Below are 22,551 nucleotides of genomic sequence, written 5' to 3' on the forward strand. Positions count from 1 at the left end.
TTATGTCCTTATTTTCAGACAACATCAGAGCACTAAGGGTTAAGCATAAAATATCACAAGAAAAATTAGCTGAAAACCTAAGTATTACAAGAGGAAGATACGTGAAATACGAAGACGGAACTTCGGAGGCACCGTATGACATTTTAAAGAAGATTGCATTATATTTTCATATGAGTATCGACTTGATATTATCTGTCGATATCCGTAAAATTGATGTGCAAAATTTGATAAAACTAGAAGGCAATCGACTTATTTTACCCATTCAAGTGGATAGTTTTGGAGAAAATTTTATTGAAATTGTATCTCAAAAAGCAAAAGCAGGTTATTTAAACGGATATGCTGATCCAGAATATATTGAAAGTTTACAGCAGATTACACTTCCGTTTTTAGGACCAGGAAAACATCGTGGATTTCCCGTTGAAGGCGATTCTATGCCTCCGCATGAAGATGGTTCTATCATTATTGGCCGTTATGTAGAAAAACTAGGAGAGGTGATGGATGGTAAAACCTATATTCTTATTACCAAAAGTGAAGGAATGGTTTACAAACGTCTCAATAAAAACAAAAAGAATAGTTTGGTTTTAGAATCTGACAATAGTTTTTACCCAAATTATGAAGTGAAAGCTTCTGATATTTTGGAGATTTGGGAATACGAATGCAACATCGGCCGTTCAGACAAAAAACAAGAAACAACAGAAACTGGAGCAATGAAAGATTTGCTTTTAGAATTGAAACGTGAAGTTCGAGAGATTAAGAATAATACTTCGAATACATAAAAAGAGTTTTGCCACAGATTTCACAGATTAAAAGGATTATTTTTTTCGCCACGAATTACACAAATTTTCACAAATTTTTTATTCAAATATAATTCGTGGAAATTTGTGTAATTCGTGGCAAACAAACTATACAAAGTAGTAAAAAATCCTTTTAATCTGTGAAATCTGTGGCTTAAAAAACTTTGTATCTTAGCGCCTTTGTGGCAAAAAAAACTAAAAAACCTTCGCAAATCCTAATCCATATTGCTGTCCATTATAAAAAGGCATAATCATAGAAGTTGATTTGTTCTCAGAATCTGATTTGAATAACTTTTTAGTAATATACGGATTGATCCAATAAGCAATTTTGGTACTCAATATCCCGATTCCAGCTCCAGCAGCGACATCAGTTAACCAATGACGATTATTGTAGATTCTAAAAAGTCCCGTTCCAGTAGCAACGGCATAACCTGCAATTCCATACCAAATCGATTTGTCTTTGTATTCTTGGTATAAAAATTCGGCGCCCATAAATGCAGTTGCAGTGTGTCCAGAAGGAAAGGAATTATTCGAACTTCCATCAGGTCTTTCTACATGTGAAATCGATTTTAAACCTAAAACCGTTGTCGCCATAATCGCATACGAAGTCACAAGTATTACAGAACGGTCGCGCATATTATTTTTGCCTTTTACTCCAAAAGCATTCAGCGCATAAACAGATACGGCAGGCGCATATTGCGAGAAATCGTCAATGGTAACTTTCTCGTCAATGTCTTCAGTAACCTCATTTTTAATTTGATGATTGAAACTCAAAAGCTGATCACTTTCTAAACCAATTACGCCATAACCAATTAATACGCTCGGAATAATTAATTGTTTGTAATTGAATTTTAATGGATGTGAAGTACTGTCAATTTTTGTGATCGAATCATTTTGCTGTGCATTCGCAGAAAATAATCCGAATAGAAATACGAGGGAAATCGTTTTGCGGAACATTGTTTTTGTCGTTATATTTTGCAATAGTAACGAATGTTCAACGCTGGTATTTTGGTCTTAATTGAACCTTAAGTGAATATTAATTTGTTGGGTTTGAATAGGGTAATTGGATTAAGATTGGCTAAATAAGAGTCTTATTTTATTTTCCTTTTTTCAGGATTTTGACGATTGTCCCAAAAAGATAATACTTCTATTTGATTGTTATTAATTTCATAAAAAATCAAATAAATTTTCATTGGAATAACACGAGTGATTTTATTAGAAGTAAGTCTTCCAATAAACTCATTATTAGAAAGAGTTTCTAATAAATCTTCAACTTCTTCAAGAATTTTTAAGCTGTAATCAGAATTTCCATTCCTGAAAACATAAAACTCAAGAACATTAGAAAATTCAAGTTTAGCAAGATCAGACCAGATTATTTCTTTTTTAGCCATTCTCTCATCTCTGAAATTACATCTTCATTTTTATGAAATTCGCCATTTTTTATCTGATTTCGGCTTGTTTCGATAGAAGATTGTTGTTCAGCATTTAATTCATATAATGACTGTTCTGAAGAATCAAAAATAGTTTGAAGTGCTTTTAAAAAATTCATGTCTTTAGAATCTCTAATTCTGGAGATCAAATTTTCTTTTATTTGCGCTGTCATGTCCATATCAAATTCTTTTTAATACTCAAAATTAAAGATTTATTTTCAAAATACTGTTAAATAATTTATACTTTCAACGAAAACCAAAACGTACTTCCTAATCCCAAATTACTCTCAACCCCAACACTTCCATTTTGAGCTTCAATAAATTCTTTGCTAATAGCTAATCCCAATCCCGTTCCGGATTTCTGACTTCCCGGAACCTGAAAATATTTGTCAAAAACTTTGTCTTTATATCTTGTATCAATTCCTTTTCCGGTATCGATAACCTGAAACACGATTTGATTTAATTCTTTTTTAAGTTTGATGTGAATGGTACTTTTTTCAGAAGAATAACGGATGGCATTCGACAAATAATTAATCAAAACCCAGCCTGTTTTTTCGCTGTCGGCTTTTACGTCTTCTAGATTTTCATCGGCATCAATTATTAATTTAATCTGTTTTTGTTCCGCCTGAACTTTTACTGCTTCAACAGCATAATTTACAATTTCTTGCGGATTGCTTTTTTCGATATTCAGCTGAATATTTCCAGTTTCTAACTGCGATAGATTAAGCAATTCGCCAGTAATTTTCAATAAGCGCTGACTGTCATCTTTTATGCTTTCGACCAATTGTTTTTGATCGTCGTTCATATCGCCTGTTTTTTCATTTTCAAGTAATTTCAGACTTAGTTTTATCGATGCAATTGGTGTTTTTAATTCGTGCGAAACGGTGGCAATAAAGTTGGTTTTGGCAAAATCCAGTTCTTTAAAAAGTGTAATATTTCGCAGAATAATCACATCGCCAATATTGATTTCTTTTTCTTCTCCAGTCGGAATTATGGTAATATTGAGAATTTCTTTTTCGAAATAACTTTCTTTTCCGTGCGCATAAATTTTAAGTGGTTGTTTTTTAGGAGCGTCTGAATCTTCTTTTAAAATCAAAGACCGAATCAAATCATTCGATAAGGCTAGAGTAGAAGCCGATTTTCCGATAACATCTTCCAGTTTCAGACCAACAATTTTCAGTGCTTCATCATTGGCAAACAAAACAATTCCTTCATGATCTAATCCAATAATAGGATCGTTCATATTATTGATTAAAGTTTCCAGTCGTTTCTTTTCAAAAAAGAGTTTATACAAATTACTATCATTATATTCCTGGAGTTTCTGCGCCATCGTATTAAACGATTTGGCCAAATCTCCAAATTCGCTATGACTCGTAAAATGAACGCGTTCAGAATAGTTTTTATTCGCAATTTCCTTGATACTCAGTGTCAATTCCTTGATAGGATTGGCAATATTATTCGGAAGATTAACCAGCAAATTAAAAGCAATCAAAAAGCATAAACTTCCCACAATGGCAATCCATAAATTGGCATTTTCGGCGGTATGTTTAGCAATATCGCTTTTCTGTTTTATAGCATCCAGATTCAGTTTCATGATGGCAAAAATATCCTGTCTGATTTTTGCTTTTATGGTTTCGTTTGCTCCGTTTTGTTCTAAAAGCGTAAAACTTTTTTCAAGGTTTTCGGTTGCTTCTTTTTCTCCGGGTTCGGTAACATTTTGCGTTTGTTTTTCAAGATATTCCTTGAAAACATGAATCTTGCTATCAGGGCTCGCTTTAATTTCATCCAAAGACAAAATCATATTTCGCGAATATTCCAGCGTATTATAATTCGCTTTCAGAATATTCTCGGTATCTGCTTTTATCAAAAAAACAGAATATCCGCTCACTAACGAAAGTATAATGATCATTAAAAATAACAATCCAACACCCAGATTCAATTTGGTTTTAATTCTCATTTTATAAAACATTTAATTTTTTTTGAACTTTTTTTGAACCATATAAGTGATATAAGAAAATATTAGAATTGCTTTTTTTTTAACCGCAAAGACGCGAAGTTTTACGCAAAGTTCGCTAGAGCATGGCGCAAAGTTTTTTTTAATCTTTGCGTGCTTTGCGAGACCTTAGCGTCTTTGCGGTTAAAAAAAAATCAACGCCTCGAATTTAAATGAACTTATATCACTTATATGGTTTAAAAATTTTTCACGACAGGATAACAAGGTCAACATTTGACAAAGACAATTTGTTGAGCAAACGTCTGAAAATTGTTGTAGACAAAATTACTTTAAACAAATTAAAATGCGGTTTTCCGATACACACAGTTGTAATTTGTTTTTGCTCTACCGTTTTTAAAATAGCATCGGTAATATTTGAATTTTCCAATTTAATAACCTCAGCGCCCAATTGCACAGCGAGTTTAAAGTTATTAATTAAATGTCTTTGTTTGTCGAGTGCAATTCTGTTACTGCTTTCTTTTGGCGTTTCAACATACAAAACATACCACGATCCGTTGTAATAACTGGCTAATCTTGCTGCTTTTCTAATAATGATTTTAGCCGTTTTTTCATTACTGCTAATGCAGGCTAAAAGCTTTTCATGTCTTAAAGCATGCAGATTCGGAACTTCACTTTCCACTTTTCGAACTACCTGACTTGCCACTTCTTTCAAAGCCAATTCACGCAATTGGAGAATTTGTTCCGATTTAAAAAAGTTCGCTAAAGCAGTCGGAATTTTATCTGCTGTATAAATTTTTCCTTCTTTCAGTCGGGCAATCAAATCTTCTGAAGTCAAATCGATATTTACAACCTCATCGGCCAATCGTAGAACATTATCAGGAATTCTTTCTTGAACATCGATATTGGTAATCCGTTTTACATCTTCATTTAAACTCTCAATATGTTGAATATTGACAGCCGAAATTACATTAATTCCAGCATCCAAAATCTCCAGAACATCCTGCCAGCGTTTTTCGTTTTTGCTTCCTTCAATGTTTGTATGCGCCAATTCATCAACGATAACCACTTCTGGTCTAAGGTTGATGATTGCCTGAACATCGAGTTCATCGAGTTCTTTTCCTTTATAAAAAATAGTCCGCCTCGGAATTATAGGCAAGCCTGCTAATAATTCATGCGTTTCCTTTCGCATGTGCGTTTCGATGTAACCAATTTTGACATCGATTCCGTTTTTCAATAACGAATGCGCTTCCTGAAGCATACGAAAAGTCTTGCCCACACCGGCGCTCATCCCAATGTAGATTTTAAACTTTCCTTTTCGTGATTTCTGAATCAAATCCAGAAAATGCTGTGCGTTATTTTCGTTTTCTTCTTTCATATTTTTTTGCCACGAAGGCGCTAAGACACTAACCTTTATTTTTTTTAGCCACAGATTTCACAGATTAAAAAGATTATTGAATTGCTTTGTGTTGATTTATTTGCCACGAATTACACAAATCTCCACGAATTATATTGAATAAAAATTAGTGAAAATTTGTGTAATTCGTGGCGAAAAAAAATCCTTTTAATCTGTGTAATCTGTGGCAAAAATATTTCTAGAAACTAATAGCTAATGCTGTCGTCACAAACGTATTTGCATCTGTTGGCTGATTGTTTTTTGTGAAAATTTCATCTTTGCTTGAAAGATTTCTTGCTTCAATTCTAAACATAACATTGTCAGTAACTAAGTAATCAAAGTTAGCTGAAAATCCGTAAGTTTTAAATCCGTTTGGAGTTTCAGTTGCGATAATTACACCTTTTTCGTCACTATAATATTCTCCTCGTGCAGCCAGCTGAATTTTATCAGTCGGTTTGTATTGAAGAATTAAGACAGGAGAGAACCAAACATCATATTTATTACTTCCTTTAGCCGATTGCTGAGAACCAATATCAAAACCAGTTGTTAAGTTTACTTTTTCAGCCACTTTAAATTGTCCATAAAAGTTATTAAAGTAACGCCATCTCTTGTCAATATCAGGCTGTTCGTTTCCAATATATGTACTCCAGTTCAAAACAACCCGATCAGATGGTTTGTACGTAACTTGAGTTCCAAAAGCCGGAGTTTGATTGCCATCAATTTTCTGAATTCTCTGCCAGCCGTTCAAATACATCGCCGCCAAATACCATTTTCCAGAATCAGAAGTATAGCCAATTTTGACTCCTGCTTCATAATAAGGCGAATTTTCAGCCAAAATGCTTCGGGTCAAAGTCTGACAGTCTTTTCCTATTGCACTTTCAAAACCAATGTGAGCAGGCATAATCCCAGCATCAATCCATAAATCATGTTTTTGCGAAATCTTCACACCCACATTCGCTTCATAAACATTTTGCAGTAAATCCTGCTCAGCCGACATATTATATTGCGCATAAGTTCCTGCCATCAAGGCTAAATTCGCTCGGACATTTCCTTTAGAATAATTCACCTTTGCCAAACCTAAATTCAGGTTCACTTCATTGGTTCGATTATAATTATAAAAAAAACTCGGTTTTGTATGATTCTCCGGTTTCGCGAAATCATAACTGTAATAAACGTCTACATATCCAGAAAACGTAAACGGACTTTTAGATTCTTCTTGTGCGTGTAAATTGCTAAAACCAAAAGCGATTAAAGCAGTAAGTATTATTTTTTTCATTTTTGTGGTATTCAATTATTTGTTTAGTAGATTTTTTAGGAGCTATTTCCCACTATCCGTTTCAATCTTTTGTGCCGAACCCCGGCACAAAAGGATTTCCACTACTATCGGGGCTAGGGCATTTGGGGTAAAAAGGCGTTTTCGTTTCCTGCAAGGTTTCCAAAACCTTGTAGGTATTTAATTTTAAGTTTATTGATTCCAATTCTCGCCACAGTTTGTCATCCTGAGGAACGAAGGATCACACTAGTAGCTCGACAAAGATTGACGATCATGCGGACGGAACTTCTCGTGTGATCCTTCGTTCCTCAGGATGACAAACTACACGGATACTTCATGATAATACTTGATGCAGATTTTTCATACCTACAAAGTTTTGAAAACCTTGCAGGAGAAAAACTTAGAATCTCAGTATCTTAGAACCTTAGCATCTTAAAGCTTCAGCGAAGCTGATCCAGCGCCACATTCAATTCCAAAACATTTACCGTTTCAGGACCAACAACGGCCGAATTAATTTTAGATTCTACTAAAGCTTTTACTTTCGCTTCAGCTAAATTTCGCTCTTTAGCAATTCGTTTCACCTGAATCAAAGCGCCTTGCGGAGAAACATTCGGATCTAAACCGCTTCCTGAAGCTGTAACCATATCAGCAGGAATATCAGATTTTTTCAAGTACGGATGAACCAATAAAAGGGTATCAATTCTTTTTTGAACCAATGCTAGATATTCAGCATTGCTTGGACCTTTATTGCTTCCGGCACTTCCCGCCGCATTATAATCAACAGCCGAAGGCCTTCCCCAGAAATAATTTGACTTATCAAACTTCTGTCCGATTTTTTGATAACCAACTATCTTTCCGTTAACCGAGATAGTTTCTCCTTTTCCTTGGTTTGGAGCCATTTGTGCGATTCCGTAAATCGCTAAAGGATAAATAACTGCGAACAAGATTAATGTAGCGACAGTAAGTTTTATGAGTGAAAATAGATTTTTCATTTTTTTTATTTTTAGAGGTTCTAAGGAGCTAAGGTTCTAAGGGACTAAGAGAAAAAAACTTAGCGCCTTAGCATCTCAGAACCTTAGTAACTTTTTTTACATAAAGATTGCAACTATTAAATCAATAACTTTGATTCCGATAAAAGGAACAATTAAACCGCCAAGACCATAAATCAAAAGATTACGTTTTAGAATGGCACTTGCCCCAATTGGACGATATTCAACACCTTTCAATGCCAGCGGAATCAAAATCGGAATGATAATAGCATTGAAAATTACAGCCGATAAAATGGCGCTTTCAGGACTATGCAAATGCATAATATTCAAACCTTGAAGCGCAGGAATCGCAGTAATAAAAAGAGCAGGAACAATAGCAAAATATTTCGCAACGTCATTTGCAATTGAAAAAGTGGTTAAAGTACCTCGAGTCATTAAAAGCTGTTTTCCAATTTCAACAATCTCGATTAATTTCGTTGGGTCATTGTCAAGGTCAACCATATTTCCAGCTTCTTTTGCAGCTTGAGTCCCGCTGTTCATGGCAACTCCAACATTCGCTTGCGCAAGGGCAGGAGCGTCATTTGTTCCGTCACCCATCATGGCAACTAGGCGTCCTTCGGCTTGTTCTTTTCTTATGTAATTCATTTTATCCTCAGGCTTAGCTTCGGCAATAAAATCATCCACGCCAGCTTTTTCGGCAATAAATTTCGCAGTAAGCGGATTATCACCAGTAACCATAACCGTTTTGATTCCCATTCGGCGCAAGCGCTCAAAACGTTCTTTCATTCCGGTTTTAATGATGTCCTGAAGTTCGATAACACCTTGGATTTCATTATTTTTAATGACTACTAAAGGTGTTCCTCCATTAGAAGAAATTGAAATTACTTGTTGTGCAGTATCTTCAGGAAAAGAATTTCCAGCTTGTTGTGCAATGTTTTTAGCAGCGTCTTGTGCACCTTTTCGAATGTTTGTTCCGTCTTTTAATACAACTCCAGAAGTTCTGGTTTCGGCAGTAAATTTGATAGTATGCGAAATATCAGAAGTAGTCTTTAAGAAACTTGCTTTTGTTTCACTCTTCACATCAATCATTTCACTTAACTCTAAAATACTTTTCCCTTCAGGCGTATCATCAGCAAGCGAACTCAAAACAGCCGATTTCACGAAATCATCAAAAGAGATTCCTTTTGTTGGATAAAAATTGGTTGCTTTTCTGTTTCCGATTGTGATAGTTCCTGTTTTATCCAAAAGCAAAACATCAATATCTCCAGCTGTTTCAACTGCTTTACCAGATTTTGTAATTACGTTGGCACGTAAAGCTCTATCCATTCCCGCAATACCAATTGCAGAAAGCAAACCTCCAATTGTAGTTGGAATTAAACAGACAAACAAAGCAATGAAAGCCGCGATCGTGATGGGTGCGTTGGCATAGTCGGCAAACGGTTTTAGTGTAACGCACACAATCACGAAAATTAAAGTAAATGCGGCTAATAAAATGGTTAAGGCAATTTCGTTTGGCGTTTTCTGACGGCTTGCACCTTCAACCAAAGCAATCATTTTATCTAAGAAGCTTTCGCCAGGTTCAGAAGTTACTTTTACTTTAATTTTATCAGATAATACTTTTGTTCCTCCAGTTACAGAAGATTTATCTCCGCCAGCTTCTCTAATTACAGGAGCACTTTCTCCAGTAATGGCACTTTCGTCGATTGTAGCCAAACCTTCGATAATTTCACCATCGGCAGCAATTAAATCGCCAGCTTCGCAAACGAAAATATCGTCTTTTTTTAATGCTGAAGAACTGATATTTCTGATTTCTCCGTTTGGAAGAATCTGTCTTGCAGGAGTCTCTTCACGGGTTTTTCTTAAACTGTCAGCTTGTGCTTTTCCTCTTGCTTCGGCAATAGCTTCAGCGAAATTGGCAAATAAAAGCGTTGCCAGTAAAATTAAAAATACAATTAGGTTATAAGTAAAACTTCCTTGGTCATTTGCGCCCATTAAGATCGAAACGCAGACAGCAAACATAATGGCTGTTCCAATTTCTACGGTAAACATTACCGGATTTTTGATCATCATTTTTGGGTTCAGCTTGACAAAAGATTGCACTAAGGCTTCTTTTACCTGTTTGCTTTCAAACAATGATGTGGATTTATTAGTTGTCATTTCTTTATATTATTTAGTTGGCTTTTTTAAACACATAGAAACATAGATTTTACTTTGTGGTAAAGGCGTTTCACTTGCATCAACACACATAGCTATGTGTTAGAAACTAGTTTCTTTTGATTTTCTTTTTTAGGTAAAGAAAAGACTATGTTTCTATGTGTTTAAAATATTTTCAGCATTGAAAAATGAGTTATTATTTTAGTGTAAAGAATTCTGCCAATGGGCCTAAAGCCAACGCTGGAAAGAAAGATAAAGCCGCAATAATGGCAATCACAGCAAAAGTCATAATTCCGAAAATTGAGGTATCAGTCTTTAAAGTTCCTGCACTCTCTGGAATGTATTTTTTACCTGCCAATAAACCTGCAATTGCCAATGGACCAATGATTGGAATAAAACGGCTTAGCAGTAATACAATTCCTGTAGTGATATTCCAGAACGGATTATTATCTCCCAATCCTTCAAAACCAGAACCATTATTGGCAGCGCTCGAAGTATATTCGTATAACATTTCAGAGAATCCGTGATTTCCGGGATTGTTTAACCAGCCTGTTGCGTTTCCGCTAAACCAATAACCCATTGCAGTATCATGCGCAGCAAAATAAGATGCTAAAGCAGTTCCCGCTAATATTAATAATGGGTGAAGAATGGCGATAAAAGCAGCAATTTTAACTTCTCGCGCTTCGATTTTCTTTCCTAAAAACTCTGGTGTTCGACCAACCATTAATCCGGAGATAAATACGGCTAGTATTATGAAAATATAGTAGTTTAGAATACCAACACCGCATCCGCCGTAAAAGGCATTTACCATCATAGATAATAATTGCATAGCGCCAGAAACCGGCATTGAACTATCGTGCATACTGTTTACAGAACCTGTAGAAATTACCGTTGTTGCAATACTCCAGAAACCTGAAATTGCTGGGCCAAACCGAACTTCTTTTCCTTCCATCGCTCCAGTTGTCTGTGCGATTCCCATTTTTTCGATAGCAGGATTTCCGTTGATCTCACTCATAACGGTTGGAACAACCAAGAGTAAAAATCCAACGGTCATGACACCAAAAATAATGTAAGAGAATTTTCTTTTGTTTAAGAAAAATCCAAGTGCAAAAATCATCGCAAACGGAATAATCATTTGCGCCCAAAGTTCAACTGCGTTTGTAAAGTAAGTTGGATTTTCTAATGGATGAGTAGAATTAGCTCCAAAGAATCCACCGCCGTTTGTACCAATATGTTTAATGGCAATAAAAGCAGCAGCTGGTCCGCGAGAAACCTCAACCGGATCACCTTGTAAAGTTGTAATAGCGTCTTTTCCTTCAAAAGTCATTGGAGTTCCGCTAAAAACTAATGCGATAGCTACAATTGCTGAAAGCGGTAATAAAATACGAGTACAGCTTTTTACGAAATAATTGTAGAAATTCCCCAGTTTGTCAGTAGTTCTCTCTTTCATTGCAGTAAAAACCATTGCAGCAGCAGCGATTCCAACACCAGCTGAAACAAATTGTAAAAACATCAAAACCATTTGCGATAGATACGAAACACCGCTTTCGCCAGAATAATGCTGTAAGTTGCAGTTAACAACAAATGAAATAGTGGTGTTAAATGCCAAATCAGGCGACATCGATGGATTATTATCTGGATTTAGTGGTAAAGAACCCTGAAAAAGCAGAACAAAAAAGCAAAGAAAAAACCAAACCATATTGATGCTTAAAAGTGCTTTTAAGTGCTGTTTCCAGTTCATTTCCTCGGCTGGATTGATACCGCTAATTTTAAAAATAAGTTTTTCAATTGGATTGAAAATTGGGTCAAGAAGTGTTTTATTTCCCAAGAAAACTTTAGCAATATATTTCCCTACCGGAATAGCTAAAATAATGGTAAGGATAAAAATACCTATGACACCTAGTATTTCTGTGTTCATATTTTATTTGTTAGAAATTATTTAATTTTTAGAATTTTATAAAAACAGGATAAGTACAATAAAGGCTAATGTCCAGACAGCACATACATATAATAGAGGTGTCTTTTTATTTTTATAATTTGACTTTTTCATTTTTAGAATTTTTCAGGTTTGATTAAGACATAAATCAGATACAAGAAAACGGCGATTGAGATAATAAATAGTGCGGTCATGATTTAGATTTTTTCAAAAAATTCAACAGACAAAAAGCAAATGGCAAACAGCACAACGGCCAGCCCAAGTAAAAGAAAAGTGATCATAGGGATTATTTTAGATTTTAGTCCCGAAGCCTCGGGACAGATTTTAGATTTTTTGAAGTCGATTAAACAATTAAACAGTTAAACGATTCAACATATTTATACGCCAGAGGCATTAACCTGCTTGATATATTCTGCTTTAAGCGTTTGAGGGAAAAGGTGAGAAATATTGCAGTGACGCATTTCCATAAAAGACGAAACTGAAAAAACATATACATTAGAAATGGCATTTTTGGTTTCGATACTTCCGTTTATAAATAACCGTTCAGCAAGCGCTAAGCATTTTTTTGCTCGAACGATATTACCACAGATAATATTTTTTTTAGTAATCTCAGCAAATCGTTCTGCTTGTTTGTAGATTGAGGTAACTTGATTTTTCATTTGGAATGAATTTTTAATGTTCTCTCTCCTTATGCCAAAAGATGTTCCGAAAAAATCAGGTTGTGTGTAAAGTGTTGTGAATAAAAGGGATGTAGTTTTGTGCCAAAAAATAGGTATAAAAAAAGCCTATCATTTTGATAAGCTTTTCTCGTTTTGATATGTTATTTTGAAGCTTCGGAGAAGCGGTATATTTATAGAAAATGATGTATTCACATTTACAAGAGCCCCAGCGGGGTGACATGTTTTTTAGATTGTGTCGGTGTCGCTCCGCTGGAGCTTTCAATCAATGTGGCTAAAAATATTCTATAAATATACCGCTTCTCCGAAGCTTTGAAATTGCCATTGGAATTTGGAATTTAATTTTTGGAATTTTCTATCCCATATTCTTCCAATTTTCTATACAAAGTTGCAATTCCAATTTCTAATAATCTGGCCGTTTCAGCCTTATTTCCTTTCGTATAATTTAAAACCTTTTGAATATGCAGTTTTTCAACACTTTGCATGGAGAAAGCAGACATTGGTTTCGAATTGTTTTCAGTTTGATGTTGCATTTCATAAGGAAGAACATCTGCGGTCAGAATATTTCCATTGCTCAAAATAACCGATCTTTCAATAACATTTTTGAGTTCGCGGATATTTCCTGGCCAAGAGTAATTTTCTAATTTCTGTAAAAAGTCATCTCCAACCTGTAAATCTTTTTTATTCGTTTTTTCTGAAAATTGTTTCACGTAATAATTAGCCAATAACGGAATATCTTTAATTCTTTCTCGTAAAGAAGGAAGCTTGATTTCGAAAATATTCAAACGGAAATACAAATCAGAGCGGAAGCGATGTTCGTCGCTTTCGGTTTTTAAATCTCGGTTTGTAGCCGCAATTAATCTAAAGTTTGATTTTTTCGGAGTTGTATCGCCAATGGGAATGTATTCGCTGGTTTCTAAAACACGCAATAATTTCGCTTGGAGGTCAATTGGCATTTCACCAATTTCATCCAGAAATAAAGTTCCGCCATTTGCTTCTTCAATAAAACCTTTTTTATCTTTTACAGCTCCTGTAAATGCACCTTGTTTATGACCGAAAAGCTCGCTTTCTAAAATTTCTTTTGTGAAAGTACTGCAGTTCAGCGCCACAAAAGATTTTCCTGCACGATTGCTGTTTTCATGAATCGCCTGCGCAAAAACTTCTTTTCCGGTTCCGGTTTCCCCCATAAGTAAAACAGTCGAATCGGTTTTGGCTACTTTTTGTGCCAAATCAATAACTTGTTCAATTCCTTTTGATTTTCCTATAATGGTATTGAAAGAATACTTATCGTTGATTCGTTTTTCTAACTGCTGCACTTTTTTCTGCAAATGCACTTTTTCAACAGCTTTATAAAGAAGCGGAATAATCTTGTCGTTATCATCGCCTTTTACAATATAATCGAAAGCACCATTTTTCATCGCTTGAACGCCGTCAGGAATATTTCCGAAAGCAGTAAGTAGAATAACTTCTGTCAAAGGGAAACTGTTTTTTATGTTTTGAAGAAAATCAACACCGTTTCCGTCAGGAAGTTTCACATCGCACAAAACGACATCAATTTCGGTTTGTTCCAATTTTTTAAAACCCGATTTTAAATCTTTGGCTTCAAAAACTTCAAATCCTTCCGATTTTATAATTCTCGCGAGCAGACTTCTAAGTTTTTCTTCGTCGTCTATAATTAAAATTTTGTGTGTCATTTTGCAGATAAGCTAAAACCGAATTGGTGTTTTGATGTACAAATTTAGGTTTAAAATCTGTTCTCTTTTTTGATTCAGAACAAATTATTTTTAAGGACAGGATCAGTTTTAAAATATTTTTTCAAAAAGAAATGTACTTTTAGATCGCAAAAGAACCACTAAAATTTATGTCAAAACGAATTCTACTTATAATAGCTATCATAATTTTCGGAAGCTTTACTAGTTTTTCTAACGGAATTATTCAAAAAGATTCTTCAAAAACAAAGACAATTTCATTCAAAATAAAACTAAAATCGGCTGATAAAATCAAAATTGCCGTTTCTCCTTTAAAATACAATAAACATTTGGCGTATAGTTTTACGCTCGACGATGGTTATAGATCAGCTTATTTAACCGCTTTTCCATTATTGAACGGAAGAAAAATCAGCAATTCATCAATAAACGAATGGAAAATTGATCAAGGCGGAGACGGAACAACTTCAGAAGGACTTTTCTATTCGGACGGAATGGGAAATAAAATTCCGTTTAAATTGGCATTAGCAATAAATGGAGGTTCAATACGTGATTTGCCAGAAAATCGCGGACATCTTTCTTGGTCAGAAATTAAAGAAATGTACAATGCTGGTTGGGATATATTGAATCATAGTTTTCATCATGCCACAAAACATGGCACTAATTATTTGACAGAAGTAACCGAAAATACTGCTTCAATAAAGCAAAATCTTGATTTTACAATGTCTCATTTCGTAGTTCCAGGCGGAGAAGGTGATGAGAAATATTATTTGGAATATGAAAAAGAAGCCCTCAATAATGGAAATTTTTCGGTAGCATCTTATTATGGCGTCGGTCCAGTTTTTAAAGTTGATTCAAAAGTAGATTTAGATAAAATGATTTCTGCCCGAACGTTTGTTCAAAGTTCAAAAGACACAACAAGTTTTAAAACGATGGATAAATATTTAAAAACGATAGATTCTATTGTAAAACAGAAAGATCCAGTTTGGTTTAACGAATTCACGCACGGAACTGGAAATACAAATTTGTGGAATTTAAGTATGCGTTTTCCTGAATTCAAATATTATATGACAACGCTTGCCAATAAATACGGAGAAAAAGGAAACGACTCAATCTGGATGGCACCGTGGCAGGAAGTTTATGAATATATTTGGTTAAGAGACAGAATAAAAGTCGATTTCCAGCAGAAAAATAAAGAAGTAACTGTTACAATTCAGCTTCCAGAAATTCCAGAAAGTTTTAGAAATCGGGATATTTCATTAAATGTAGAAGCGTCATCAAAATTTGAAATCGAATCCAATAAAGATTTGAAAATAAAAGACGACGGAAAAACAACTCACAAACAGATTTTCATTCAATTAAAATAAAAGTTTTTTGCCACGAATTCACGAATTTCTCTAATTCTTATTTTTGACTAGTTTTTATTTCAAACATAGCCCGTGGTTTCAACCACGGGTACGTAATGTATAATTACACCCAATTTGTAGCGAGCTATATTTTGAGCATTTGTGAAAAACTAAATTAAAAATTAGTGGAAATTCGTGGAATTCGTGGCAAAAAAAACTAATCAATCTCTTTTTCGTTATCCTTTATAAAAGTGTCAATATTCATTAAAAGAGGATCAATTACAATTCGTTGAGGTTTGTTTTTGATTTTAATTTTCCCTTCAATTAAATTGTTTTTGATCGGAAATGTGTAGCGAAATAACTTTCCGTTTTCATCATAAATTCCAATGTCGATTGTCTTATCATTGTCAATTTGCTTTCGAACTCCTGTAGCATTTTCAATATATTTTTTAGAATCTGCTTTAAAGGAGATTTCATATAAATTCTTCTTTTTTACACTTTCTACTTCAGAAATCTTAGAAGAATAAGTAATAATTTTTTTAAACATTTCATCTAGTTTTGGATAAAGTTTAGAATCTGTAACTGCATAAATCTCTCTCAATAAATCTTCAGAATCTGGAATTGGATTAGGATATTTGTAATGATTCAAGAAATTATGCAAAGCCAGATTTACTTTTTCTTCACCAATTAAAACCCGAAGCTGATGCATGACCAGCATTCCTTTATCATAAGGTAAATGCGGGGTTTCGTAATTTGTTTTATACAAAGGCGTTTCAGGATCATAACTTCGGCTACTTAAATACAAATCCAGATGAATTTTTAAAGTTTCGAGCGCTTTTTCCAAACCATGTTCTTTTTCATACAACATCAATTCTGTGTATTGTGCCAAAGTTTCAGTCAAAATCCAGCTTCCTTCTTTTTGTTCAGGACTAATTTGCGAATTTCCCCACCATTCGTGCGACAATTCATGTGCCGTCAATTGATTGATGATATCTTCTTTATCGCGATTATTCATGTTGCTGTAAAAACCGAAATTCTCTTTCATAAAAACTGTGGACGGATAAGAAGTCGCGGCAAATCCATCCGCGAAAGCAGAAACCTCGGCATAACGAATCGTTTTGTATGGATATTTTCCAAAATTGTTTTGGCAATAATTTAAAGTGTTTTTTACATCCTGAATTAGTTTTGCAACGTTTCTCGAATGTCTTTTATCATAAAAAACTTCAATAGAAATGTCTTTATAATTTGTTTTTTGAATTTCATATTCGGCAGAAGAAAAAGCAAATCGGAACGGAATTTTCCCATTAGATTTATAATGAAAGTAATTTCGATCGTCTTTTGTCCAGTTTCCGATTAAATCTCCAACACCAATTGCCGTTTGATTTTTAGACGTCGAAACCACAACATCATAATCAATAAAATCATTTGTTGTTTTCGATTTGTCTTCCAGTTTTTTAAGTGGAGTCTGTGGTTTCAAATGCCTTTTTGCTCGTTCTTTTTCACTGCTGATTTCATTCGATTCCTGATAACCAAAAGTTGGAAAGTAACGGCTTATTCGCATAAAAGAACCATTTTCAATGATAGAATTAAATGCAGTATGACCTTTAAATGGCGACCAAGATGACTCAAAAGAAAAACTCATTTTTATTTTCTGCTGAGGTTGTAAAGGTTTTTCCAATCGATACCAATAATGCTGAAATTTAGAAACATCGTCCAGATTTTTTGCATTCTCAATTTCAACAGAAGTCAGCTTTGAATTTCGATCTATATATAGGAGTAAACTATCAATAGTTTTTTCAGTATTATTTACTAATTCATAAGTGCCTTTTACTTCATAACGATTTTCTTCAGGAAATAAATTCACTTTGCTTTTTACAGAAATAATTGTTGGTTGCGTTAGATTGACATATTTTTTAAACTGCTTTTCGTATTTTTCACTCCAATTGTCCTGATCATCTTTGGTCAAATACGGGTATTCAATATTAGTTTTATAAAAAAGATAACTTCCAAAACCAATGAAAAGAATACTTCCCAAAGCAAAAGTTGTTTTTTGAATAATGTTAAATGAATTTCTACGAATGGTTTTTAGAATAGTAGAATTTCGTTTCCATAAAATTCCAGTCAAAGTCAGCAGAATCAAAGCCAGACCAAAATTGTAAAGCATCGAGATATGAAAGGGAAAAGTATAACTTCCGAAACCATTCAAATCAAAATATTCTCTTTTAAAAGAATCTCCGAATCGAAATAACGGATGTAAGATTCCCAGTTGTTCTCCAATTCCAGTGCAAAATAAAAGAACAATAAAAGCAGAAATTCCCAAGCCTAAATACTTGTTTTTAATGAAAGTCTGAATGGCGATTACCAAAATTGAAATCAAAAACAATGGAAATCCGATATAGTAAAACGTCGAAAAGTAAAGTCCAGCTTCAATTGGCGCATTTGCATGTATGATTTGAAAAGCAATTCCAATCAAAATACTAATTCCAATCAAGATCAATGGAATTATAAAAAGCGCTGTCAGTTTCGAAAGCAAAACTACAAATTGAGAATACGGCGCTGTATTTTCCAGCATTTCAAATCTCGAATTTTCGCTTCGATTCAATAATTCACTGCTATAAAAAAGAATTATCAGAATTAGAATAAAAGGCAAACGATCCATTATGGTGGAAATCATTAGAGCTGTATCGGTAATTTTTTCTGCCAATCTAATTCCGCCATCAATTTCATCTGAAATCTCAATCATTAATAATCCCGAAAACAGAAGAACAATCAGTAAAAATGGAATTCCTTTTAACACCAAATAGATATCCATTTTCAAATTGCTTTTAAAAACGGCACAATTATGTTTTGAGGTTTTAAATTGCTGTTCTGGAATTATGGCAGAAAACATTGGCGTCTCTTTTTTATTGACTTTAACCGATTTTATCTTTTTAGTTTTTGTTTTTCGAAAAGAAAACAATTTATACGAAACAAAAATCAGAAGAAAAGAAACACAAATCCACAAGATTCGATTGAATAAAAAATTGCCTGAAAGAGAAACCAATTGGTTGTTTTTTTCTATTGATGTCCAATATCTCGTTTGTTCCAAAAAAGCTGCCAAACCAAACGGATCTATCTTTGCTGCCAAAGACATCGCTTTCGCGGAAGACGGAGAAGCATTTGCAAATAAAGGCGAGTTTGAAAAAATAGAACCTGCTATATATAATATGTAGATGAATAAGCCGCCAACATAAACAAAAAGTTTGCTTCGTGTAAGCCAAGCCATCGTTGCAAGAATCGAAAGACATAAAAATAGGTTGGGAACAACGATAACAAGAAAAGGCCAGATGTAATTTAGAATTTCAAAAGGTCCAATTTCACTTTTAGGAATCCAAGACATTTGATGTCCGATAATCATTCCGATAATAAACATTCCAAAGGAAGAAACCGATATTATAAAAGCCGCAATAAATTTACTTCCCAAAAAATAAAACTTAGAAATAGGAGTAGAGAAGATTATTGAATCAAATTTGGTCTCATATTCTTTTAAGAAATGCTGTGCAACTTGAAGTGTGATAGAGAAAATTGTCATTAGCGAAATAAGACCAATCGCGTAAGTCAGCACAAACGGACTATTTTTATAAGCTCCCGAAAACGAAAAGTTCGCAAAAGCACTCACAAAAAAGCCTAAAACCAAATAAATAATAAATGTGGCATAAAAAGTCCAGCTTCTGGTATTGTTATGCCATTCAAATTGAATTAATTTAGAAAGCATAACGTTATTTTTTAAGTTGATTTTGAGATAAAATATTAAAGTAAACATCGCTCAAATCTGGAAAAGTCAATTCAAAACCAGAATCTGGCTGTTGTTCAGAAAAAACATGAATATTGATTTTTCCTGAATTCAGATGAGAGGAAATAATATTAAAGTGTTCTTGATGATTTTTGAGTTCGTTTTTATGAATCGCTTTTGTCCAGATTTTTCCTTTCAAAGAATCGATGGCTTTATTAGGATTCCCTTCCAAAATCAATTTTCCATTAGAAATAATCGCCATTTTGGTGCACAAATCACGAACGTCTTCTACAATATGTGTTGATAGAACCACAATAATGCTTTCGCCAATTTCGCTCAAAAGATTATTGAATCGGTTTCGTTCTTCAGGATCAAGTCCTGCAGTGGGTTCATCTACAATAATAATCTTCGGATTTCCCAATAAAGCCTGAGCAATTCCAAAGCGCTGACGCATTCCGCCAGAAAACGAATGAACCGCTTTGTCTTTATGCTGTAATAAATTAGTTTGCTGTAGCAAATACAAAATTTGATCGTGACGTTCTTTCTTATTGACAATTCCCTTCAAAATTGCTAGATGATCCAATAAACGATAAGCAGAAATCTTTGGATAAACGCCAAATTCCTGAGGAAGATATCCGAGATTCTCTCTAATAAACATTGGGTTTTCGAGACTATTAATTCCGTTAAATTCGATAATTCCCGAAGTGGGTTCCTGCAAAGCGGCAATAGTTCGCATTAAAGTCGATTTTCCAGCGCCATTTGGTCCAAGCAGGCCAAACATTCCGTTAGAAATTTCAAGCGATAAATGGTCAATCGCTTGTGTGCCGTTCTCATACGTTTTGCTGAGATTTTTGATAGATAAACTGTTCATTTTTTGATTGATTTTTGATGATTATATAAATGATGATTTGAAATTTTTAGGCAATAAAAGTCCTGTCGGCCTCAAAAAGCCGATTTTTATGTTCAGAAAATTTGATTTAAAAGAAAGCTACTCGCTTACATATTCTAAAATATCACCAGGTTGGCAGTCTAGTATTTTGCAAATAGCTTCGAGAGTATCAAATCGAATACCTTTTGCTTTTCCAGTTTTTAGAATCGATAAATTAGCAGGCGTTATCTCTAATTTCTCTGCCAATTCTTTACTCTGCATCTTGCGTTTGGCAAGCATTACATCAACATTTACAATTATTGGCATAGCTATATAAATAAGTCTTGTTCGTTCTGAAGGTTTAAACCTTGTTTAAAAATGGCAGCTAAAAAATAAGCAAAAGCGCCAAGCATTCCGTGTAATATGATAAAAAGCGCTACTTCATTATCTAAAGGAACAAAGAAGAACGCAAAAAATATCACGATACTAGGAATAAATAAATTGGATAAATAAAAGCGTTTTAAGTGTAGAACTCCAGTTTGAGTAAATAATTTAGGCTGAAAGAAAACTTTAAAGACATTACTGCTCAGTAAAAAGAAAAGCCCGTACAAACTCAGTGGAGCCAAAAAATCAAAAAGAATATACGGCAGGTTGTAATCACCAAGCATTAAAGGATGAGAAGTAAAAGGATAACAAACTTGAAAGTACTTTCCGTTATCTTTAAATGTTAGAAATAATCCTGTCACTAAAGTAAAAACCGAGTAGGCAGCCAAGAAAAAATAAACTATAGACAAGAATCGGGTGAAATAAAATAATATTCTGGAAACAATATGAGTAGTCTTCATACAAAGAGAAATTAAATTGATATTGCAAATGTATAATTAATTATCGTAAAACGATAATTAATTATTAAAAAATAGATATTTCGGGAGGCTTTAGAATATTATAATTCTATTAACACTAGAAAACAAAAGGCATTCGCATAAATGGATTAATTTTGCATTTTAGCCTTAATTTATATGAAAAAATCGATTTCAGTCTCAATATTAGAGCTTGCGATTATCACCCAAGATAGTAACGCAACAGAAACATTCCAAAAAACAAAAGACATAGCGCAATTAGCCGATAAACTAGGATACAAGAGAATCTGGTTGGCAGAACACCATAATATGGCACATGTTGCAAGTACGGCAACTGTGGTTTTAATTGGTTACGTGGCAAGTCAAACCCAAAATATCCGCGTAGGTTCTGGCGGAATCATGCTTCCAAATCATTCTCCTCTAGTAGTGGCAGAACAATTCGGAACGTTAGAAACCCTTTATCCAAACCGAATTGATTTAGGTTTAGGAAGAGCGCCAGGAACAGATCAGCCAACTGCCGAAGCGATTCGAAAAGACTTTTTTGAGCAAGCACAGAGATTTCCGCAAAATGTAAGCAAACTTCAAGAATATTTTTCTTCTGAAAATGCCACAGGAAAAGTGCGTGCATTTCCAGCCGAGGGTCTAAATGTGCCAATTTGGATTTTAGGATCAAGTATGGATAGTGCGGCTCTAGCGGCTGCTTATGGATTGCCTTATGCTTTTGCAGGACACTTTGCGCCAAAACTGATGATTCAGGCATTCGAATTTTATAGAGAAAATTTTCAGCCATCAGAGTATTTAGATCAGCCAAAAACAATGGCGTGTGTAAATATCATTGCGGCAGATACCAATGAAGAAGCAGAATTGCTATCGACAAGTTTGTATCAAATGTTTCTAAATCTAATTAGAAATGATCGTAAAGGATTGCAGCCACCAGTTCCATCGCTAGATGATATCATGAACGAAGCAGAACGTTTCCATGTAAATCAAATGACAGCGGGAACCTTTACAGGAAACAAAGAACAGTTAGTAACCGATTTGAGAAAGTTTATTGACTATATCCGAATCGATGAGCTAATGGTGACAAGTCCAATCTTCGATCACCAAGCAAAACTAAAAAGCATTCAAATTACAAAAGAAGTAATAGATGCTTTGAATGAGTAATACATATAATGTATAGTTTTTAAATTATACTATATATAAGAGTAAGTCTTGGTTATAACCCGACAGGTTTTAAAAACCTGTCGGGTTTGTTTTTGTATATATAATGAGAAAACCTCGATTGTTAGGCTGAGCGTAGCGAATCGCATCCAGTTTTGGAATTTGGAATTTAAAAGATTGGAATTTCAATGTTAATTAGGAGCTATTTCCCGCTATCCGCTTCAATCTTTTTATGGCG

The 22,551-nt window shown here is 34.2% G+C and carries 19 protein-coding genes; 3 read left to right on the forward strand and 16 right to left on the reverse strand.

Annotated features, from left to right (window positions below; genetic code table 11):
* Positions 1-2: 2 nt before the first annotated feature.
* Positions 3-776, forward strand: coding sequence for an XRE family transcriptional regulator (locus DM397_RS02935; RefSeq protein ID WP_111376109.1), 774 nt, complete (start codon positions 3-5; stop codon positions 774-776).
* Positions 777-989: 213 nt separating this feature from the next.
* On the opposite strand, the gene DM397_RS02940 is transcribed toward DM397_RS02935, so the two are convergent.
* The 12 genes from DM397_RS02940 to DM397_RS02995 form a co-directional block, all read right to left on the reverse strand.
* Positions 990-1,751 carry a phosphatase PAP2 family protein gene (locus DM397_RS02940; RefSeq protein WP_111376110.1) on the reverse strand — a complete coding sequence of 254 codons (762 nt, stop codon included), beginning with the start codon at positions 1,749-1,751 and terminating at the stop codon, positions 990-992.
* A gap of 134 nt (positions 1,752-1,885) precedes the next feature.
* Entirely contained in the window at positions 1,886-2,185 is a 300-nt protein-coding gene (locus DM397_RS02945) for a type II toxin-antitoxin system RelE/ParE family toxin (protein ID WP_111376111.1), read from the reverse strand.
* On the reverse strand, positions 2,167-2,403 hold the full coding sequence (locus DM397_RS02950; protein WP_111376112.1) for a hypothetical protein: 237 nt from the start codon (positions 2,401-2,403) through the stop codon (positions 2,167-2,169). The genes DM397_RS02945 and DM397_RS02950 overlap by 19 nt, the downstream gene beginning before the upstream one ends.
* 59 nt (positions 2,404-2,462) lie before the next feature.
* The gene (locus tag DM397_RS02955) at positions 2,463-4,181 is read right to left on the reverse strand and encodes an ATP-binding protein (RefSeq protein WP_111376113.1); all 1,719 of its coding nucleotides are present in this window, start codon (positions 4,179-4,181) and stop codon (positions 2,463-2,465) included.
* 244 nt (positions 4,182-4,425) lie between these two features.
* Positions 4,426-5,553, reverse strand: coding sequence for a sensor protein KdpD (locus tag DM397_RS02960; RefSeq protein ID WP_111376114.1), 1,128 nt, complete (start codon positions 5,551-5,553; stop codon positions 4,426-4,428).
* Positions 5,554-5,770: 217 nt separating this feature from the next.
* Positions 5,771-6,847, reverse strand: coding sequence for a porin (locus tag DM397_RS02965; RefSeq protein ID WP_111376115.1), 1,077 nt, complete (start codon positions 6,845-6,847; stop codon positions 5,771-5,773).
* Between the two features lie 437 nt (positions 6,848-7,284).
* Positions 7,285-7,836 (reverse strand): K(+)-transporting ATPase subunit C, encoded by a 552-nt coding sequence (locus DM397_RS02970; protein ID WP_111376116.1) that lies wholly within the window; start codon positions 7,834-7,836, stop codon positions 7,285-7,287.
* Between the two features lie 96 nt (positions 7,837-7,932).
* Positions 7,933-9,990 carry a potassium-transporting ATPase subunit KdpB gene (kdpB, locus tag DM397_RS02975; RefSeq protein ID WP_111376117.1) on the reverse strand — a complete coding sequence of 686 codons (2,058 nt, stop codon included), beginning with the start codon at positions 9,988-9,990 and terminating at the stop codon, positions 7,933-7,935.
* 193 nt (positions 9,991-10,183) lie between these two features.
* Positions 10,184-11,905 (reverse strand): potassium-transporting ATPase subunit KdpA, encoded by a 1,722-nt coding sequence (gene kdpA / locus DM397_RS02980; protein WP_111376118.1) that lies wholly within the window; start codon positions 11,903-11,905, stop codon positions 10,184-10,186.
* A gap of 134 nt (positions 11,906-12,039) precedes the next feature.
* Positions 12,040-12,117 (reverse strand): K(+)-transporting ATPase subunit F, encoded by a 78-nt coding sequence (gene kdpF / locus DM397_RS02985; protein ID WP_111376125.1) that lies wholly within the window; start codon positions 12,115-12,117, stop codon positions 12,040-12,042.
* A gap of 183 nt (positions 12,118-12,300) precedes the next feature.
* Entirely contained in the window at positions 12,301-12,582 is a 282-nt protein-coding gene (locus tag DM397_RS02990; protein ID WP_008466868.1) for a DUF7674 family protein, read from the reverse strand.
* Between the two features lie 356 nt (positions 12,583-12,938).
* A complete protein-coding gene (locus tag DM397_RS02995; protein ID WP_111376119.1) occupies positions 12,939-14,294 on the reverse strand; it encodes a sigma-54-dependent transcriptional regulator in 1,356 nt (451 codons plus the stop codon).
* A 167-nt stretch (positions 14,295-14,461) separates the two neighbouring features.
* Here DM397_RS02995 and DM397_RS03000 point away from each other — a divergent pair, with 167 nt between their 5' ends.
* Positions 14,462-15,673 (forward strand): polysaccharide deacetylase family protein, encoded by a 1,212-nt coding sequence (locus DM397_RS03000; RefSeq protein ID WP_111376120.1) that lies wholly within the window; start codon positions 14,462-14,464, stop codon positions 15,671-15,673.
* Positions 15,674-15,869: 196 nt separating this feature from the next.
* Here the strand turns inward: DM397_RS03000 and DM397_RS03005 are convergent, their stop codons facing one another.
* From DM397_RS03005 to DM397_RS03020, 4 genes are all read right to left on the reverse strand, one after another.
* Positions 15,870-19,406 (reverse strand): ABC transporter permease/M1 family aminopeptidase, encoded by a 3,537-nt coding sequence (locus DM397_RS03005; protein ID WP_239457779.1) that lies wholly within the window; start codon positions 19,404-19,406, stop codon positions 15,870-15,872.
* 4 nt (positions 19,407-19,410) lie between these two features.
* Positions 19,411-20,295 (reverse strand): ABC transporter ATP-binding protein, encoded by an 885-nt coding sequence (locus tag DM397_RS03010; RefSeq protein ID WP_111376122.1) that lies wholly within the window; start codon positions 20,293-20,295, stop codon positions 19,411-19,413.
* A gap of 117 nt (positions 20,296-20,412) precedes the next feature.
* Positions 20,413-20,619, reverse strand: coding sequence for a helix-turn-helix domain-containing protein (locus tag DM397_RS03015; protein ID WP_072975024.1), 207 nt, complete (start codon positions 20,617-20,619; stop codon positions 20,413-20,415).
* A gap of 2 nt (positions 20,620-20,621) precedes the next feature.
* On the reverse strand, positions 20,622-21,137 hold the full coding sequence (locus DM397_RS03020; RefSeq protein ID WP_111376123.1) for a DUF2975 domain-containing protein: 516 nt from the start codon (positions 21,135-21,137) through the stop codon (positions 20,622-20,624).
* A gap of 174 nt (positions 21,138-21,311) precedes the next feature.
* On the opposite strand from DM397_RS03020, the gene DM397_RS03025 reads away from it, so the two are divergent.
* The gene (locus DM397_RS03025) at positions 21,312-22,316 is read left to right on the forward strand and encodes an LLM class flavin-dependent oxidoreductase (protein ID WP_111376124.1); all 1,005 of its coding nucleotides are present in this window, start codon (positions 21,312-21,314) and stop codon (positions 22,314-22,316) included.
* Positions 22,317-22,551: the final 235 nt, after the last annotated feature.

The organism is Flavobacterium nitrogenifigens, assembly GCF_003254565.1.
Lineage (GTDB): Bacteria > Bacteroidota > Bacteroidia > Flavobacteriales > Flavobacteriaceae > Flavobacterium > Flavobacterium nitrogenifigens.

Excerpts from the sequence above, each read along its gene's own strand:
- DM397_RS02935 (WP_111376109.1), top strand. The coding sequence starts at position 3 with ATGTCCTTATTTTCAGACAACATCAGAGCACTAAGGGTTAAGCATAAA.
- DM397_RS02940 (WP_111376110.1), bottom strand. The coding sequence starts at position 1,751 with ATGTTCCGCAAAACGATTTCCCTCGTATTTCTATTCGGATTATTTTCT.
- DM397_RS02945 (WP_111376111.1), bottom strand. The coding sequence starts at position 2,185 with ATGGCTAAAAAAGAAATAATCTGGTCTGATCTTGCTAAACTTGAATTT.
- DM397_RS02950 (WP_111376112.1), bottom strand. The coding sequence starts at position 2,403 with ATGGACATGACAGCGCAAATAAAAGAAAATTTGATCTCCAGAATTAGA.
- DM397_RS02955 (WP_111376113.1), bottom strand. The coding sequence starts at position 4,181 with ATGAGAATTAAAACCAAATTGAATCTGGGTGTTGGATTGTTATTTTTA.
- DM397_RS02960 (WP_111376114.1), bottom strand. The coding sequence starts at position 5,553 with ATGAAAGAAGAAAACGAAAATAACGCACAGCATTTTCTGGATTTGATT.
- DM397_RS02965 (WP_111376115.1), bottom strand. The coding sequence starts at position 6,847 with ATGAAAAAAATAATACTTACTGCTTTAATCGCTTTTGGTTTTAGCAAT.
- DM397_RS02970 (WP_111376116.1), bottom strand. The coding sequence starts at position 7,836 with ATGAAAAATCTATTTTCACTCATAAAACTTACTGTCGCTACATTAATC.
- kdpB (WP_111376117.1), bottom strand. The coding sequence starts at position 9,990 with ATGACAACTAATAAATCCACATCATTGTTTGAAAGCAAACAGGTAAAA.
- kdpA (WP_111376118.1), bottom strand. The coding sequence starts at position 11,905 with ATGAACACAGAAATACTAGGTGTCATAGGTATTTTTATCCTTACCATT.
- kdpF (WP_111376125.1), bottom strand. The coding sequence starts at position 12,117 with ATGACCGCACTATTTATTATCTCAATCGCCGTTTTCTTGTATCTGATT.
- DM397_RS02990 (WP_008466868.1), bottom strand. The coding sequence starts at position 12,582 with ATGAAAAATCAAGTTACCTCAATCTACAAACAAGCAGAACGATTTGCT.
- DM397_RS02995 (WP_111376119.1), bottom strand. The coding sequence starts at position 14,294 with ATGACACACAAAATTTTAATTATAGACGACGAAGAAAAACTTAGAAGT.
- DM397_RS03000 (WP_111376120.1), top strand. The coding sequence starts at position 14,462 with ATGTCAAAACGAATTCTACTTATAATAGCTATCATAATTTTCGGAAGC.
- DM397_RS03005 (WP_239457779.1), bottom strand. The coding sequence starts at position 19,406 with ATGCTTTCTAAATTAATTCAATTTGAATGGCATAACAATACCAGAAGC.
- DM397_RS03010 (WP_111376122.1), bottom strand. The coding sequence starts at position 20,295 with ATGAACAGTTTATCTATCAAAAATCTCAGCAAAACGTATGAGAACGGC.
- DM397_RS03015 (WP_072975024.1), bottom strand. The coding sequence starts at position 20,619 with ATGCCAATAATTGTAAATGTTGATGTAATGCTTGCCAAACGCAAGATG.
- DM397_RS03020 (WP_111376123.1), bottom strand. The coding sequence starts at position 21,137 with ATGAAGACTACTCATATTGTTTCCAGAATATTATTTTATTTCACCCGA.
- DM397_RS03025 (WP_111376124.1), top strand. The coding sequence starts at position 21,312 with ATGAAAAAATCGATTTCAGTCTCAATATTAGAGCTTGCGATTATCACC.